13 protein-coding genes are annotated in these 17,260 nt (G+C 67.8%); 2 read left to right on the forward strand and 11 right to left on the reverse strand.

What is annotated here, in order from left to right; translation table 11 throughout:
- Nucleotides 1–2: 2 nt before the first annotated feature.
- The 3 genes from hrpA to MUN33_RS12705 form a co-directional block, all read right to left on the reverse strand.
- Nucleotides 3–4,043, reverse strand: coding sequence for an ATP-dependent RNA helicase HrpA (gene hrpA, locus MUN33_RS12695; RefSeq protein ID WP_244805279.1), 4,041 nt, complete (start codon nt 4,041–4,043; stop codon nt 3–5).
- A gap of 73 nt (nt 4,044–4,116) precedes the next feature.
- Nucleotides 4,117–4,641: an alkylhydroperoxidase, AhpD family gene (ahpD, locus tag MUN33_RS12700; RefSeq protein ID WP_244805280.1), complete on the reverse strand. Its 525-nt coding sequence runs from the start codon at nt 4,639–4,641 to the stop codon at nt 4,117–4,119.
- 1 nt (nt 4,642) lies between these two features.
- Nucleotides 4,643–5,239 (reverse strand): peroxiredoxin, encoded by a 597-nt coding sequence (locus MUN33_RS12705; protein ID WP_244805281.1) that lies wholly within the window; start codon nt 5,237–5,239, stop codon nt 4,643–4,645.
- A 182-nt stretch (nt 5,240–5,421) separates the two neighbouring features.
- Between MUN33_RS12705 and MUN33_RS12710 the strand changes: the two genes are divergently transcribed.
- On the forward strand, nt 5,422–6,393 hold the full coding sequence (locus MUN33_RS12710) for a hydrogen peroxide-inducible genes activator (protein ID WP_244805282.1): 972 nt from the start codon (nt 5,422–5,424) through the stop codon (nt 6,391–6,393).
- Here the strand turns inward: MUN33_RS12710 and MUN33_RS12715 are convergent.
- Nucleotides 6,380–8,935, reverse strand: a complete 2,556-nt coding sequence (locus MUN33_RS12715; RefSeq protein ID WP_244805283.1) for a DEAD/DEAH box helicase — start codon at nt 8,933–8,935, stop codon at nt 6,380–6,382. The two genes, MUN33_RS12710 and MUN33_RS12715, sit on opposite strands and share 14 nt — an antisense overlap.
- An 8-nt stretch (nt 8,936–8,943) precedes the next feature.
- Nucleotides 8,944–9,963 (reverse strand): PAC2 family protein, encoded by a 1,020-nt coding sequence (locus tag MUN33_RS12720; protein WP_369414968.1) that lies wholly within the window; start codon nt 9,961–9,963, stop codon nt 8,944–8,946.
- Between the two features lie 180 nt (nt 9,964–10,143).
- On the opposite strand from MUN33_RS12720, the gene MUN33_RS12725 reads away from it, so the two are divergent.
- On the forward strand, nt 10,144–11,457 hold the full coding sequence (locus tag MUN33_RS12725; protein ID WP_244805285.1) for a DUF4192 domain-containing protein: 1,314 nt from the start codon (nt 10,144–10,146) through the stop codon (nt 11,455–11,457).
- Here the strand turns inward: MUN33_RS12725 and galE are convergent.
- From galE to MUN33_RS12755, 6 genes are all read right to left on the reverse strand, one after another.
- The gene (galE, locus tag MUN33_RS12730; protein WP_244805286.1) at nt 11,414–12,412 is read right to left on the reverse strand and encodes a UDP-glucose 4-epimerase GalE; all 999 of its coding nucleotides are present in this window, start codon (nt 12,410–12,412) and stop codon (nt 11,414–11,416) included. The two genes, MUN33_RS12725 and galE, sit on opposite strands and share 44 nt — an antisense overlap.
- Nucleotides 12,413–12,418: 6 nt before the next feature.
- A complete protein-coding gene (locus MUN33_RS12735) occupies nt 12,419–13,108 on the reverse strand; it encodes an iron-dependent transcriptional repressor DtxR (protein ID WP_244805287.1) in 690 nt (229 codons plus the stop codon).
- A 169-nt stretch (nt 13,109–13,277) separates the two neighbouring features.
- Nucleotides 13,278–14,432 (reverse strand): sigma-70 family RNA polymerase sigma factor, encoded by a 1,155-nt coding sequence (locus MUN33_RS12740; protein WP_244805288.1) that lies wholly within the window; start codon nt 14,430–14,432, stop codon nt 13,278–13,280.
- 195 nt (nt 14,433–14,627) lie between these two features.
- Nucleotides 14,628–15,104, reverse strand: coding sequence for a D-aminoacyl-tRNA deacylase (dtd, locus tag MUN33_RS12745; RefSeq protein WP_244805289.1), 477 nt, complete (start codon nt 15,102–15,104; stop codon nt 14,628–14,630).
- Nucleotides 15,101–16,738 (reverse strand): DUF7782 domain-containing protein, encoded by a 1,638-nt coding sequence (locus tag MUN33_RS12750; RefSeq protein WP_244805290.1) that lies wholly within the window; start codon nt 16,736–16,738, stop codon nt 15,101–15,103. The genes dtd and MUN33_RS12750 overlap by 4 nt, the downstream gene beginning before the upstream one ends.
- The gene (locus MUN33_RS12755) at nt 16,719–17,195 is read right to left on the reverse strand and encodes a DUF3099 domain-containing protein (RefSeq protein WP_244805291.1); all 477 of its coding nucleotides are present in this window, start codon (nt 17,193–17,195) and stop codon (nt 16,719–16,721) included. Before MUN33_RS12755 ends, MUN33_RS12750 begins: the two co-directional genes overlap by 20 nt.
- Nucleotides 17,196–17,260 lie beyond the last annotated feature (65 nt).

The raw sequence follows: 17,260 nt of genomic DNA on the forward strand, positions 1-17,260 counted from the left end.
CGTCACCGGATCTTCGCCAGGGCCTTCTTGACCCGGGCCGCGCTGGCGGGGCGCGAGGTACCGAGGTGTTGCGCGAACAGCGACACCCGGAACTCCTCGACCAACCACTCGGCCTCCTTGAACTGCGGTGACGCCGCACGCGAGGCGGGAATCCGCTTACGCGTCTCCGCGATCGCCTCCGTACACTCCCTGACCTGGTCATCCAGTGCCGCCTCACGGTCCGGGTCGGACTCCATCAGGGACAGGCGGGACTTCATGGCCGCCACATAGCGGGGTACATGGCGCAGATTCTCCACCCCGTTCCTCGCGACACGGTGAGGGCCGAGGAAGAACTCGAGCTGGCCCTTCATCTCCTCGATCGCCTCGCCACTCCAGGCGTCCAGCTCCTGCGACATATCGGACACCGCGAGCACCGCGGGTGCGATCGCGACGAAGATCTGGCGGACCAGTCCCGGTCCCTTGTCCTTCGCCGCAGCGACGGCCTCTGCGCAGCGTTCCGGGTCACGGATCACCGGACCATACCGGTCCAACAACTCACGGCAGGCCAGCACACGGCAGTCGTCCACCAGCGCGTCCGGACCACCGTGCGGGTACGTGTCGACCGCCACGCGCTGGCGCAGCGGCATCCCCTTGATCATCTGCTTGGTGGACACCTGGCAGGCGGCCACCATCATCTCCAGGACGGTGGAGAACTGCTGACCTGCCGCGGCCTGGGGAGTGGGGAAGGCCTTGAGGACGAACCCGCCCCGGTTCCCCGGTGCAGCCGAGACGAGCGCCGGGTACGCCGAGGTCGTCTGGCCGTCGACCACGGTCTCCACCGACTCGGGGATCGTGCCGATATCCTCGGCGGTCCAGTGCTCGGAGCGGGCCAGGACCCCGCCGCCGCCACCCGAGGAGGGGTTCCCGGAGGCTCGCTTCTTCGAGCCTGACGGCCGGTGGGCAGCCGAGTCCCGGGGGGTGGGGTTGTCCGAGGCGCCCCGCGACGACCGGGCTGTCGCCGCGGCGATGGACTGGGTGATCTCGCCGGAGAGCCGGTCCTGCAGGTCACCGAGATCCTTGGATGTCGCGATCACCTTGCCACGGCGGTCGACCGCGGCATAGGTCATCCGGAGGTGGTCGGGCACCCGGTTCCAGTCGAAGTCGCCGGCGCTGATTCCGCTGCCTCCCAGAGAACGGAGCGCGTCGGCCAGGGCCTGGTCGACCGGACCGTCGTACGGGGTCATCCGCTCCAGTGCGGTGCGGGCGAACTGTGCGGCGGGGACCACCGAGGTCCGCAACGGTTTCGGCAGCGTCCTGATCAACGCGACGCAGAGTTCCTCGCGCATGCCCGACACCAGCCATTTGGTGTCGTCGTCGGTCACGCCGGCGAGCAGCGGAAGCGGAATCCGCATCGTGATGCCGTCCGCGGGGTCGCCGGGACGGAAGACGTACGTCAGGTCGAACTCCATCGACCCCTGGCGCCAGGTGTCCGGGAACTCCCGCGCCGCGGCGGCTCCACCGTCCGACCCGATCAGGGCGTCGGCGGTCATGTCCAGCAGGTGGGGCTCCTTGTTCCTCGCCTTCTTCCACCAGGAGTCGAAGTGACGCGCGGACACCACGCCTGCCGGTAGGCGGTCGTCGTAGAAGGCGTAGATGGCGTCGTCGTCGATGACGATGTCGCGCCGACGCGCCTTGTCCTCCAGCTCGCCGGCTTCAGCGAGCAGTTGCTGGTTGTGTCGGAAGAAACGGTGGTTGGTGCGCCAGTCGCCCTCGACCAGTGCATTCCGGATGAACATGTCGCGTGCGGCCTCGGGGTCGGTCTTCGACAGGTTCACCCGCCGGTCGCCGATCACGGGGAGCCCCAGCATGGACGCCTTCTCGACGGCCAGGGCGGCACCCTGCTTGCTGGACCAGAACGGGTCCGAGTACGAGTACCGCATCAGCTGCGGGGCGATCTCCTCGATCCACTCCGGGACGACGGGTGCCACCGTCCGGGCGAACACCTGGGACGTCTCCACCAGCTCCGCCGCCATCACCCACTGCGGTGGCTTCTTCGACAGGTGGGACGAGGGGTGGATGACGAACGTGGTGTTGCGGGTTCCGGTGAACTGGCGGGAATTGCCCTGACGCATCCCCACATTGGTGATCAGACCGGCCAGCAGTGACTTGTGGACCGCCGTCTCATCGGGCGCGGCCGAGGCATCCAGGTCGTCGGCGAGGTCGAAGGTGAGTTCACGGAAGTGGCGGACGTTGGGAACCGACCACCTCAGCTCCTGGATCACGGTGAGAAGCTGCCTGACAAGGTCCATCCACTCCAGGACACGCACGTAGTGGATGAACTCGTCGCGGCATAGTCTGCGGAACTTGTTCCCGGAGAGTTCCTTCCGGCGTTCCTGCAGGTAGTTCCATAGCTTGAGGACAGAGATGAAGTCCGAGTCCGCCGCGAACCGTGCGTGCAGCTGGTCGGCACGGGCCTGGTGTTCGGACGGCCGTTCCCGGACGTCCTGGATGCTCAGTGCCGCCACGATGACGGCGATCTGTTCGAGGACACCGTTGGCGTGTGCCGCGGACAGCATCTTCGCCAGCCGCGGGTCCGTCGGAATACGGGCCATGTCGCGACCGGTGTCCGTGAGGGTCGGCGCACCGGACGACGTCCTGCCCGACGTCTCGATCGCGCCCAACTCCTGCAGGAGCTGCACGCCGTCGCGGACCGACTTCGAGTCCGGGGGCTGCAGGAACGGAAATTCCCGGATGTCGCCGAGATCGAGGGACGCCATGGAGAGGATGACGCTGGCGAGGTGCGTGCGCAGGATCTCCGGATCGGTGAACTCCGGGCGGGCCTCGAAACTCTCCTCGGAGTACAACCGGATCGCGATACCGTCCGAGGTACGGCCGCAGCGACCCGAGCGTTGTTTCGCGGACGCCTGGCTGATCTCCTCGACCGGCAGCCGTTGGACCTTCGTCCGGTGCGAGTACCGCGAGATCCGCGCGTACCCGGTGTCGATCACGTACTTGATGCCGGGGACCGTGAGCGAGGTCTCCGCGATGTTCGTCGACAGGATGATCCGTCGGCGGCTGCCGGGGGAGAAGACCCGGTGTTGTTCGGCGGCGGACAGACGGCCGAACAGCGGGAGGATGTCGACGCCGCGGAACTTCTCGTCCCGCAGGGCGTCCGCGGCGTCCCGGATCTCACGTTCACCGGAGAAGAAGCAGAGGATGTCGCCCGGACCTTCGGCGATGAGCTCGCGTGTGGCGTCGAGGAGGCCGTCGATCGGGTCCGTCTCCACCTCGCGGAAGGACTCGCCGTCGGTGCCGTCCGGTACCAGACGTGTCAGCGGCCGGTACCGGATCTCCACCGGGTAGGTACGGCCGGAGACCTCGATGATCGGTGCGGGGTTGCCGTCGGAGTCCGCGAAGTGGGTGGCGAAGGACTCCGGGTCGATCGTCGCCGAGGTGATGATGACCTTCAGGTCGGGACGCTTGGGAAGCAGCTCCCGGAGGTACCCGAGCAGGAAGTCGATGTTGAGGCTGCGCTCGTGTGCCTCGTCGACGATGATCGTGTCGTAGGCCTTCAGCAGCCGGTCCCGCTGGATCTCGGCCAGCAGGATACCGTCGGTCATCAGCTTCACCGCGGTCGACCGGTGGACATGGTCGTCGAAGCGGATCTTGTAACCGACACGGCTTCCTGGCTCGCCGGCCTTCTCGCCCAGCTCGTCGGCGATGCGGTCGGCGACGCTCCGGGCGGCGATACGACGCGGCTGCGTGTGGCCGATCCGCTTCTCCACGCCCCGACCGAGCTCCAGACACATCTTCGGCAACTGGGTCGTCTTCCCTGACCCGGTTTCGCCGGCGACGATGACGACCTGGTTGTCCCTGATCGCCTCGATGATCTCGTGCCGACGGGCAGAGACCGGGAGAGACTCGGGGTAGGAGAGGTTCTCGGTGAGATTCAACCGCGGAGCGCGGCGTGGACCACGTCCTGACCGTGGGCCGCGCTGCCGTTTCCTGCCCTTCCGGCGGTTCGTCGGCCTGCTGTCACCTGCATTGTCTTCGTCGGAAACCACCCGACGATCCTACCACCGGACACGAAAAAGGCCCGCCGTACACCATGTGCACGACGGGCCGACCGGGACGCTTCTAGCGTGCGTCCTCGATCTCGATGGTCTGGGCGACACCCTGGACCACAGCGGCGATCTTGACTGCCTCGAAGACCTGCTCCTTGGTCAGGCCCTCCTCGCGCACGGTCTTCTCGTGTGCGATGGTGCAGTGCTCGCAACCGTTGACGGTCGAGACCGCCAGGGAGAAGAGCTCGAAGTCGACCTTCTCGATGCCCGGCTTGCCGATGACGTTCATCCGCAGGCCCATCCGGACCTGGGCGTAGTCGTCGCCGAGCCATCCGCGGGCACGGTAGGCGACGTTGTTCATCGCCATGATCGAGGCGGCGGCCAGCGCGGCGTTGTACGCCTCGTCGGACAGGTGCGACTTGGCCTCGTCGGAGATCTCGGACAGAACCTGGTCGTTGCGGGACGCCGCGGCGGTGGCGACGAAGGTGCCCCACAGCTGCTGCTCGGTCAGCTCCGTGGACCGCGCGAGGCTGCTGAGGTTGAGCTTCAGGTCCTTGGCGTACTCGGGGAGACCCGACTTCAGGTTGTCGATCGACATATTACTTCAGTGCCTCCTGGACAACGTCCATCTTGTTGATGTTCTTGGTGGGGTCGTTGGCCTGCCAGTTGCAGGCGCAGACCTCTTCGGACTGCAGCGCGTCGAGGACGCGGAGGACCTCGTCGACGTTGCGGCCGACGGCGTCCGGGGTCACGGAGACGAACTGGATGACGTTGTCCGGGTCGACGATGTAGGTCGCACGGTCCGCGACACCGGCAGCGTTCTCGACGCCCAGGGCGCGGATCAGGTCGTGGCGCACGTCGGCGAACATCGGGAAGGGGACACCCTTGAGCTCCGGGTGGGTTGCACGCCAGTTGAAGTGAGCGAACTCGTTGTCGGTGGAGCCGCCGAGGATCTGGGTGTCACGATCCTGGAACTCCTCGTCGAGCTTGCCGAAGGCGGCGATCTCGGTCGGGCAGACGAAGGTGAAGTCCTTCGGGTAGAAGAAGATGACCTTCCACTTGCCCTCGTACTTGTCGAGGCTGACGTTCTCGAAGTAGTCGTCCGGCTGCTGGGCGTTGGCCTCGTGCAGGTCGCCGCCCTTGAGTGCGGTGAGGTTGAACTCCGGGAACTGGTCGCCGACAGTGAGAATGGACACGCTGAATGCCTCCTGGGGTCGTGAGATTAGTGTGCTCGCTGCGTGCGTGAGCAAGACCGATTATGCCATGAAACTAGAAACGATGCAAAGGTATAACTGATCTATGTCGACCCCGCCATAGGTGCCACCTATGGGACGGAGTGGATAGGTTTAACTTTCGTGGATAATGTAGTGTGATAGGCATGGTCAATAAAGCGTACCGGCCGACAATCGCCCAACTCCGCACCTTCGCCACGGTCGCGGAACACGGACACTTCGGGTCCGCGGCCCAGCAGCTGGGGATCTCCCAGCCGTCCCTGTCACAGGGCCTGGCAGCCCTCGAGAACGGGCTGGGTGTCCAGCTGATCGAGCGGTCGACGCGGAAGGTCATCGTCACCGACACCGGTCGCGACCTGCTTCCCTACGCACAGGCGACCCTGGACAGCCTGGACACCTTCATCAGTCAGGCCAGAGGCGCACACGGCGGGCTCACCGGTTCGATGGCGCTGGGCATGATCCCGACCATCGCCCCGTTCATCCTCCCGTTCCTCCTGCATTCACTGCCCTCGGTCGCCCCGGAGCTCGAACCGAAGATCGTGGAGGAGAAGACCAGCAGTCTCGTGGACTCCCTGCGACAGGGGGGTCTGGACGCCGTGGTCGTCGCATCACCGGTCACCGGGGCCGGAATCGAGCAGATCGAGCTCTACCGGGAGGAGTTCGTCCTCGTCCTTCCCGAGGGGCACCGGCTCGCCGGTCGGCGCGACGTCACCCTCGACGAGCTCGACACCCTCGACCTGCTGCTGCTGGACGACGGCCACTGCCTCCGCGACCAGGTGCTGGACCTCTGCCGCTCGGTGTCGTTGACCGCTGACCCGGCACGGTCGGTCACCCGAGCCGCCAGCCTGTCGACCGTCGTGCAGTGCGTCATCGGTGGTCTGGGGTGCACCCTGGTCCCCATGAGCGCGGTCGCCGCGGAGTGTGACCGTCCGGGGGTGGCGCTGGCGACGTTCGAGGGTGGCGCGGCGACCGCCGGCCGTTCAGTGAACCTGAGCTACCGGTCCAGCTCCACACGTGACGAGGCCTTCCGGACCGTCGGTGACGTGGTCACCGAGGCGTACGAGGCAGGTGCGGTCGTCGGCCGGGGCGTGCTGGACGCCCGGCTCAACCCTGGATGACCCTGAGCTCACTGAGCCGGACCTCGCCGGCCTCATCGGACGCATCGAGGTCCACGACCCCTTCGAAGGCCCACCCGTGGTCGCCTTCCGGGTCATCGAGGATCTGCCGCACCTCCCAGTGACGCCCCTGTTCGGAGATGAGCACCAGGTCGGGGGAGCGGGCGCCGGCGTCGACCCCGATGTCGGCGTACTCGTCGAAGTAGGCGTCCATCTCCGCGGGCCAGTCCGGCGCCTCGGCCAGGTAGTCGTCCAACTCCGCCAGTTCCTTCTCCTTCTCGAAGGCGAACAGCTCGACGTGGCGGAAGAAGTGGTTGCGGACCATCCGGCGCAGTGCGCGGGGGTTGGCGCTGAGCTTCGTCGGGTCGTCGACCCCGAAGGCGTGCTCGGCCACCTGTTCCTCGGTGACGGGTTTGTCGGGGTCGGCCATCGCCGACCACTCGTCGACCAGTGACGAGTCGACCTGCCGGATCAGCTCACCGAGCCAGACGACGATGTCCTCCAGCTCGTCGTTGCGACGCTCCGGGGGCACGGTGTGCGACAACGTCCGCCAGGCGTCGGTGAGGTAGCGCAGTACGACCCCTTCCGACCGCGCCAGCTGGTAGGTGGCGATCAGGTCGGAGAAGGTCATGGCCTTCTCGATCATGTCCCGTACCACCGACTTCGGCGCCAGGTCGAACTCGCTCGCCCACGGGTTGGACTCGCAGAAGATGTCGTAGGCCTGCTCCAGCTCCTCCTCGAGGGGCTTCGGCCAGGTGATGTCCTCCACGATCGCCATACGCTCGGTGTAGTCGACCCCCTCGGCCTTCAGCGCGGCGATCTCCTGGCCACGACGTTCCCGCTGCTGGGCGGACAGGACCTGGTGGGGGTTGTCCAGGATCGCCTCGACGGTGCTGATCAGGTCGAGGGTGTAGGTCTCGGACTCCGGGTCGAGGAGGTCGAAGGCCGCGAGCGCGAACGGAGACAGGGGCTGGTTCAGAGCGAAATCACGTTGCAGCTCGCGGGTCAGCCGGGCATCCTTCCCGGACGGGGTGTCGGCGTCGTACTCCTCGACGATCTCCGTACGCAGCAGACCCCGGTACAGGTCGATCGTGGTGAGGATGTCCCGGTTCTGCTTGGCGCGGGTGTCGTGGTTGTCACGCAGCAGTCCCTTGAGTGCCGCGTAGGTCCACTCGTCCCGCGCGACGACGTTGATCAGCATCGAGTGCGACATCTGGAACTGGCTGACGAGCTCCTCGGGCTCCGCGGTGGTGAGCCTGTCGAAGGTGGACTTCGTCCACGTGGCACGCCCTTCCGGCGCGGACTTCTTCCGGAGCTTCTTGAGCTTCTTCGGGTCCGAACCGGCCCGTTCGCGCAGCCGGAAGTTCTCGATCTCGTGCTCCGGCGCCTCCACCACCACGGTGCCCTGGGTGTCGTAACCGGCGCGTCCGGCACGCCCGGCGATCTGGTGGAACTCCCGTGACTTCAGGATCCGGTGCTTGATGCCGTCGTACTTGGCCAGCCCGGTCATCAGCACCGTCCTGATCGGCACGTTGATCCCCACACCGAGGGTGTCGGTGCCGGAGATCACGCTGAGCAGGCCCTGCTGGGCGAGCTTCTCAACGAGCCTGCGGTACTTCGGCAGCATCCCCGCGTGGTGGATGCCTATGCCCTTACGTAGCAGTCCCGACAGCGTCTTGCCGAACGCGGAGGTGAAGCGGAAGTCGCCGATGGCTGTGGCTATCTCCGCCTTCCGTTCCTTGTCCGCGAAGGTCATGCTCGTGAGCGCCTGGGCACGCTCCACGGCCTCACGCTGCGAGAAGTGGACGATGTACACCGGTGCCTTGCCGGCCTCCATGAGCTCCTGCAGCGTCTCGTGCACCGGGGTGTAGACGAAGTCGAACTCCAGGGGGACCGGGCGGACGGTGCCGGTCACCGGGTTCGTCGTGCGGCCGGTGCGACGGGTCAGGTCCTTCTCCAGCCAGGTGGTGTCGCCCAGCGTCGCGCTCATCAGGAGGAACTGTGCCCGGGGCAGGCTGAGCAACGGCACCTGCCACGCCCACCCACGGTCGGGTTCCGAGTAATAGTGGAACTCGTCCATCACGACCTGGTCGATGTCGGCCTCGGCGCCGTCGCGCAGTGCGATATTCGCGACGACCTCTGCCGTGGCGCAGATGACCGGCGCTTTTCCGTTCACGGTGGCGTCACCGGTCATCATGCCCACGTTCGCCGGGCCGAAGATCTCGCAGAGGGAGAAGAACTTCTCACTGACCAGCGCCTTGATCGGGGCGGTGTAGAAGGTACGCTTCCCGTGGGCCAGGGCGACGAAGTGGGCGGCGGTGGCCACCAGCGACTTCCCGGACCCGGTCGGGGTGGCCAGGATGACGTTGTCACCGGCAGCCAGCGCTACCGCGGCTTCCTCCTGGGCAGGGTAGGGGGAGAGTCCACGGTCGCGGGCCCACGCGAGGAAGGATTCGAGGACCGCGTCGTCGACCAGGCTCTCCGGCACCTCGTCGAGGTCGGGGAGGAGGGCGGAAAGGGTGGTGTCAGTAGCGGGCGTCGTCACCTGTGGTTTTACCTGTCGGGGTCGTCGGGGTTGTCGTCTGGATTGTACCCGGGCACGTCGTCCGTGTCGGCGTCGCGGTCCTCGCCGTCGTCCTCGTTACCGTTGTCGCCGTCGTCGTCGGACATGTCGAGCGTGCTGGCGAGGAAGCGTTCCACCTCGGCGCTGATCTCTTCACCGGACGGCACCTCCTGACCGGGAGCCAGCAGGGCGTTGTCCCTGCGCTTGCGTTGACGCGACTGGTCCTCGTCGTACTGCCGTTCCAGGGCACCGACGACCGAGGCGATCTCGGCGGAGTCGTCGACCTGCTCGGCGAGTTGCTGGCGGACCTTGTCCATGTCGGCCTCCAGTGCCCGCAGCGGCAGGTTGAGGTCGGCGACCGACTCGAGGGTGTGCAGCAGTCCGTAGGCGGCCTCCGGATAGTCCGACGCCGCGATGTAGTGGGGGACGTGGGCGGTCAAACCGAGGGTGGAGAGCCCGCCCCGTGACAGCAGCAACTCGATGTCCAGCATTGCCGCGCCCGGGATGATCATCCGGGACTCCCAGGTCCGCAGGCCCTGTATCTGCGCGGGGTCGGAACCGTGTGCGGTGACGATGAGGGGACGGGTGTGCGGCACCGTCATCGGTGCGGCGTAGAACGTGACGGTCCGGTCGACACCCGAGCGTGACGCGAGCTCGGCCACCGCCCTGCTGAACGCCTCCCAACGAAGGTCCGGTTCCGGTCCGGTGAGCAGCATGAACGGCTGGCCGTCGGAATCCTCCATACGGTAGAGGGTCAGTGCGAGGTCCTCGCGGTCCACGACCCGGCCGTGGTCGAGGGTCACCCCCGGACGCCGGGACCGGTAGTCGATGAGTTCATCGACGTTGAACGTCGCCACCGCTGCGTGGTCGAGAGCCTGGAGAAGGTGCTGGCTGGCCTGCCGCACCCCTTGACCGGCGTCGGCGTAGCCCTGGAGAGCGATGACCATCGACAGTCCGTCGTCGGCGTCGGTGGACTGTGCCGAGGGGCCGGGGTACTCGAGTTCGTACATACGATCACTGTCGGACATCTTCGTGTGCTCCCTTCACTGACGTGCGACGCAGTGGAACCATCCTACCAGTCGCTATTCCCGCACCAGGGGATCTCCACAGGGTGCGGCTTGTCCACATGCTCCTGGTTGAACCGGCGGAGCGGAGGTACCGCGGTCGGTTCCCCGGTGGAGGATGTCTCCATGACTTCCACTCAGCACAACAGCCCGCACGGTCCCGGCATTCCCGGCCCCGGACGACCCGTCGTCCTCGACGGCGGGCCGGACGAACTCATCGCCGCGGTTCCGGGGCTCCTCGGTTTCACCCCGACCGCGAGTGTCGTCCTCATCGGCCTGAGCTACCACGGAGACGAGCTCGAGTCGATCGGACCGGTTGTGCGAACCGACCTCGTCCCGGGGGCCGCCGCAGCCGGTGCCGACGCGCTGTGCGGGGCCGTCTACGACATGCCCGACGCGAGGGCTGCGGTCATCGTGGTGGAGCCGCATCCCTGGCCTGTCCGCGGACGCACGGTAGAGGTGGTGAGGACGGTGCTGTGCGAACTCCGCGACAACGCCGTCGGCGTGTCCGGGGTCTACGTCACCGAGTCGATGCGCGACGGTGGCCTGTGGCGGGAGATCGTCCCGTCGGGGCAACGAGGCCGGTGGCAGATCCGACGCCAGGGCACGCTCGCCGACCCCCAGGTCAGCCCGATCCTGTCGGCAGGGCAGACGACGGTGCACGACACCGGGGGTACGTCCGAGGAGATGGACCGGGAGCTGGACCCGGTCGATGACGAGAAGGTGCGTGCGGTGCTCCCGGCGAGCTGGAGTACGGGGGCGGACACCGGCACCGGCCGGGACTCGCTGTCGCCGGCGGACATCTGCGCACTGGTGGCGCAGATCAACCGTGACATCGCCGCGCAGGGCACCGACAAGGACGCGCCACTGCGCCGCGCACGGTGTGCGGTGCGTCGGGCGCTGACGGTCCAGGGCACCGCCGGCCAGGTGTTCGCCTTCTGCACCAGCGTCCGGCTCTTTCCCTCGTTGGTGGCCCTCGCCGCCGGCGGGGGAGCGACGGTGGTGATGGCACTGCTCCTCGAGGTCGCGGCGTTGGGGAGGTGTTCGCTGCGTAGCCGGGCCCTCCTGTTGATCGCGGTGCTGGGGTGGTGCGGGAACCACGGTGCACTGGGGCACCGGGCGGCGCGACGGTGCCTGCAGGAGACGGCGGAGGACAGTGGGGTGGGACGTGTGCCGGGCATCGACGGTGACACCGGGCAACTCGGGGACGACCTGCTGACGATGTCCCTGGCGGGGATCCTGTGGGACGGGGTGTCCGACGGTTCCGCCGCCCGAGCCGTGCAGAGCATCCTCGACCAAGGTCTCGCCCAGCTTGACGCGGTGACGGTCACCGCTCCGCCGGCCGGTGCTGCTGGTGCCACGGCGCTGGTGGAGACGGTCCTGGACCGCAGGGCGGCTACCGCCGTGCGAAATGTGCTCGGTCGCCGAGCCGGGAAGTGAACGCCCACGCGTCGGAGACGATGGTGTGGAGGTCGCTGCGCGAGGGGGTCCAGCCGAGCTCCTCGATCGCGCGTGCCGAGGAGGCGATCAGGGTCGCCGGGTCACCTGCGCGGCGCGGTGCGACGAGCGCGGGGATCGGATGACCGGTGACCTCCCGGCAGGTGTCGATGACCTGCTGGACGCTGTAGCCGTCCCCGGACCCGAGGTTGAAGACACGGTGCTCCCCGGCGGTGTTGGACTGGGCCGCCAGCAGGTGGGCGTCGGCGAGATCACGGATGTGGATGTAGTCGCGGACACAGGTCCCGTCGGGTGTCGGCCAGTCGTCGCCGAAGACCATGATCTGGTCCCGGGCATCGAGCGCGACCTGTAGGACCAGGGGGATCAGGTGGGTCTCCACCACACGGTTCTCCCCGGTGTCCCCGTACGCCCCGGCGACGTTGAAGTAACGCAGGCTCGTGGCGCCGAGCCCAAAGGCCCGGGCGTAGGAGGTGATGATCTGGTCGATCGAGAGCTTCGACGCACCGTACGGGTTGGTCGGGGCGGTCGGCATGTCCTCGGTGATCGGTACCGAGGCCGGCTCGCCGTAGCAGGCCGCCGTCGAGGAGAACACCAGGTTGTCGACACCGTGCCCGCGCATCAGGTCCAGCAGCCGCAGCGATGTGACCACATTGCCGTGCCAGTAGATGTCGGGGGCCTCGACGGACTCACCGACCAGTGATTTCGCGGCGAAGTGGAAGACAGCCGAGCAACCGTCCGCCAGGGCCTCCGGCGCCCGGTCGAGGACGTCACCCTCCAGGAACGCCGCCCCGGCCGGGACGGCCTCCCGGTTGCCGGTGGACAGGTCGTCGATCACCGTGACGCGGTACCCCTGTTCGACGAGTACGGCTGCGCAGACGCTGCCCACGTAGCCGGCACCGCCGGTGACCAGTACATGGCTTCCTTCGACAAGTCCCATCAGAAGCTAGTTCCCCTCGACCACGATGCGGATGGCGTGTCCGAGCTCCTCCGGGACCACCACGCTGTCGCCGGAGGGGGTCTGCAGGGTCAGCCCGTCCGGGGTGTCCTGGATCGTCACCGTGGTGCCGGGCCGGATGCCGTACTGCCCGAGCTTCCCGATCACCTTGTGCTCGACCTGGACGATCTCGTTGAAGCTGACGATCGTGGCCTTGCGCGGGGAGCTGAGGTCGAGGTCCGAGGCACGGTGCGAGTTGTCGGGGTTGCCGACCGACGCCTGACCGAGCTTCTCCAGACCCGGGACAGGGTTACCGAACGGCGAGGTGTTGTGGTCCTCGAGGACAGCGAGCAGCCGCCGCTCGACCTCGTCGCCCATCACGTGCTCCCACCGGCACGCCTCGTCGTGGACAGACTCCCACGGCAAGCCGATGACGTCGACGAGCAGACGCTCAGCGAGACGGTGCTTGCGCATCACCGCCGTCGCATGCGCCCGGCCCTCCTCGGTGAGCTTCAGGGACCGGTCGTCCGCGATCCACAGCAGGTTGTCCCGCTCCATACGTGCCACGGTCTGGCTCACGGTTGGTCCGGACTGGTCGAGACGCTCGGCGATCCGGGCGCGGAGCGGAGGAATGCCCTCCTCCTCCAGTTCATAGATCGTCCGGAGGTACATCTCAGTGGTATCGACGAGGTCCTTCACTCGACCATGGCCTTTCTACGACGTATGCGACCAGCGAAATACCGACGGTCACATTCACGGGTTTTATTCACACATTAGTGACCTACAACCTACACGGTTCCCGGCGGACATGGTTGAGCGGTCCGACTCGCCCAGGCAGCAGGACAGGTCGGGACCGCGCACCCCCGTGTCAGACCGCGTACTCGCGCAGCCGGGCTGCGCGGTCACCTTCGCGGAGCTTCGTCATGACCTCACGCTCGATCTGCCGCACGCGCTCGCGGGACAGGCCGAAACTCCGGCCGATCTGGTCCAGGGTGCGGGGCATTCCGTCGTCCAGGCCGTAGCGCAGCTTGATCACGTCCTGCTCGCGCTCCTCCAGGGTGTCGAGGACGGCGCGGACATCGGAGTGCCGCAGGGAGGCGACGACGGCGGCTTCGGCATCGGTCGCCTCGGAATCCTCGATGAAGTCGCCGAGCGGGGCCTCTTCGTCGGAGCCGACCGGCATGTCGAGACTCACCGGGTCACGGGACTGCTTGAGCAGCATCTCGATCTTCGACTCGTCGATCCCGGACTCCTCCGCCAGTTCCTCGTTGGTCGCCTCACGGCCGAGGTGCTGGTACATCTCCCGCTTGATCCGGGACAGCTTGTTGACCTGCTCCACCAGATGGACGGGGAGGCGGATCGTCCGCGACTGGTCGGCCATGCCCCGGGTGATCGCCTGGCGGATCCACCAGGTGGCGTACGTGGAGAACTTGAACCCCTTGGCGTAGTCGAACTTCTCCATCGCCCGGATCAGGCCCAGGTTGCCTTCCTGGATGAGGTCCAGCAGCGGCATACCGCGGCCGGTGTAGCGCTTCGCCAACGACACGACGAGCCGGAGGTTCGCCTCCAGCAGGTGGGTCCGCGCCGCACGGCCTTCACGGGCGAGGACCTTCATGTCCCGCTTGGCTGCACGGGTCAGCTTGTCACCGTTCTCCAGGAGATGCTCCGCATACAGGCCCACCTCGATGCGCTTGGACAGCTCCACCTCGTCCTCGGCCGTCAGCAGCGCCGTCTTGCCGATCCCGTTGAGGTAGACGCGGACCAGGTCCGCGGAGGGATTCTCGTTGTTCCCGCGCCGACGACCCTTGTCCTCGGGAGCGTCGTCGGAGTCGTCCGAGCCCTCGGAATCCTCGGCGGCCTCGTGGTCCTCGACGTCGTCAGAGTCGTCAGCGTTCGTGGACGGCGTATCCGCTGCATCCTCGAGCTCGTCGATCTCCGCGGGGGTGTCTGCGGTGTCGAGGGTGGTCGCCAGGATGTCGTTCTCGTCCGGTGTGCCGGAGTTCTTCGTCGTGCGGGTGCCCATCTCGTTGACCTCCTGGGTTCGGTGGCGGAAGCTCTAGACTGTCCAACGGGTCGGGCCAGGAAATTGTTCCGGGCCTAAGGTTCTGCCCCTGGTTCCGTGTCGCCCGTCACTCGAAGATGCAGGTGAGTGGCCCGGGAAAAGAAGTTCTCGTTCCCCTATTGTGGGGGGTCTTTCACCCGGCGGGGTGCCGGATTCTCACTCGGCGTCGACGACCACGGTATAAGGGCCCGCGTTGGTCGACCGCACGTCCATCATCGCGCCGAACACACCCGTCTCCACGCGGAGGCCGCGGCCGCGCAGATCCTCGACGATCCAGCCGAGCACCTCCTCGGCCACCGGTCCCGGTGCCGCGGCCGACCAGGACGGACGCCGTCCCTTCGCGGTGGCACCCATGAGGGTGAACTGGCTGACCAGGAGCACCTCGGCGCCGTTGTCCTGGGCCCCGGCGGTGCGGGCGCCGTCCCACGGTTCACCCCGGGCAGGCAGGATCCGCAGTTCGGCGATCTTCCTCGCCACCGTCCTCCAGGCGTCCGGCCCGTCGTGGCGCCCGACACCCACGAGGGCCAGCAGGGCGCCACGCCCGGAGCCGTCGCGGTCGGCGTCGACGGCCCCGACGACGACGCCGTCGACCGTGACGCTCGCCTCGTGCACGGTGCTGACCACGGCCCTCATCGCCGGTCCTCCAGGATGTCGACGGGCAGCACCATGCCGTGCCGGACCAGGTCCACGACCAGCGGCACCAGGGCCTGGGTGAACTCCTCGTCGTCACGGTCGTTGACCGCGCAGTACAGGCCGGCGACGTCGCGGAGGTTGAGCCCCAGCGGCGACAGCCCGGCGATCACGGAGGACAGGGCGTCGTCGATGTCGTGGCTGAAGCCGGGGACGTCGGTCCGCGTGAGACGGATGACCTGCTGACGGAACCCCGGTTCCGTCAGGCCGGAGTCCTCGGGCTGCCCGGCGCGGGACACCTCGACGTACTCCCGTGCGAGTCCGGGGCGCAGCTGGTAGCGGGTGTCGAGGATGTCGTCGGCGTCCTGTCCGGCCAACCACTCGGCGCGGGTGAAGTACTCCGCAACCTCGTCGCCGAAGTGCCCGAGGTCCGGTGCGTCGAGTACCTCGAACGTGACCTCGGACGGGCCGTCGATCCGTTGCAGGTGGACGTACCCCATGCCGATTGTGGCGATGTCGTGGTCGTTGAGGTAGTCGAGCCAGTTCCGGACCCGGGCCTGCCCCGGCCCGGTACGCAGGTCGATCGAGGCGTCGGTGGTCCAGGTGCGGATGTAGACGGACGGGCTGACCTCGTCGCGCTGGACGACCCAGGCGCGGATCCCCTCGGCGGGGATCCAGCCGGCGACGCGGCTGGCGGCCGACTCGGACAACGAGGTCGCCCACGCCCCGAGAAGGTGGGCCGTCCCGCCAGGGGAGAGGTGTTCCGCGGCACCCTGCACCACGGTCCGGGTGGCGTCGTCCAGGCCCAGACCGGAATCGCGGTAGATCTGCCCGTCGACGGCGGGGCCGACCACGAACGGCGGATTCGAGATGATCCGGTCGAACTCTTCGCCGTCGACCGGGTCGAACCAGCTGCCGGCCCGCCAGTCGACTGTGCGGTCGGTGACCGAGCGGTGCGAGGCCCGTGCGAAATCCAGCGCACGGTCGTGGATGTCCGTGGCCACGGTGTGTTCGGCGTCGACGGTCAGCGCCAGCACCCCCGAGCCAGTGCCGAGATCCAGCAGCCGGCCGACCCGGGTGGACGGGACCTGGTTCAGCAGGGTCAGCGGAGCCTGGCCGACACCCGGCACGTGGTCGGGGCCGGGGGAGCGGTCCTCGAGGGAGGAGTCCGGGTCGGAGACGACGAGGGCTTCGCCGCCGTCCGGCCGGTGGACCGGGTGGGCCACCGGACGGACGTCGACCTGGGAACGGACGGAGCCCGCGGCGTCCGGCTCCTCCGGCCCGTCCGACTCCTCCGCGACGGCGGTGAGGGCACCTGCGGCGACCAGGTCGTCGACGAGCCCGGTGCCCAGGACCTCGCCGAGCTCGGCGCGTAGGACCGGCATCCGCAGGAAGAAGGCACGTGTCAGCAGGATCTCCCGGGCAGTGACGCCGGTGACGCCGGCGGCGCTGTCGCCCGGTCCCGAGTGCTGGTCCAGGTGCCAGGCTGCCCCGCCGGGGTTGCCGGCGAGCGCCTCGGCGTAGCCGGCACGGCCGAGACTGCGCAGCAGCAACGGGGTGCCGTAGTCCATGGCGGCCAGGGCCCGGACGAGGTCGCCCATACTCGGGGAATGGGGGTCAGCGGTCGGTGTCGTCATGTCCGTGATGTCCTTGGGGTCCGTCGGTGTCGGTGTCGGTCGGGTCGTCTGTGTCGGCGTCGATCACGGTGTACCCGGTGCCTTGGTCCGGGGCCGTCAGTTCGCCGCTGACGGACGTACCCAGCTGTGGCTCGGTGATGCTGTCCCGGTACTGGCGGGCCAGTGCGGGTTTGTAGACCTTCGGCTGGCCCTTCTCCCGGTCGTCGGTCTTCTCGTTCGCCAGCAGTACCGCGGCCCAGGGCAGTGGCAGTGAGACGACGGCGAACACGGCGGCGAGGACGGGGCTGTGCAGCCACGCGTAGGCGGCGACGGCGGCGCCCAGGAGGGGGATGCGCGCCAGTTGCAGCGCCGCATAAAGTCGGCGACGGTGCCGCCAGTCGTCCAGTGGGGACCGTCGGGCATCGGTGATGACCGAGATGTCGCTGCCTCGGCGACGACGGGACTGGTGCTGGGACATGGCCACAACCGTAGTCCCGCGCCTGTCGACGACAACCTCCGGTACCGTCACAGGAAGTATCCGTC

The organism is Corynebacterium kalidii (genome assembly GCF_022869005.1).
In the GTDB taxonomy this organism is placed as follows: domain Bacteria; phylum Actinomycetota; class Actinomycetes; order Mycobacteriales; family Mycobacteriaceae; genus Corynebacterium; species Corynebacterium kalidii.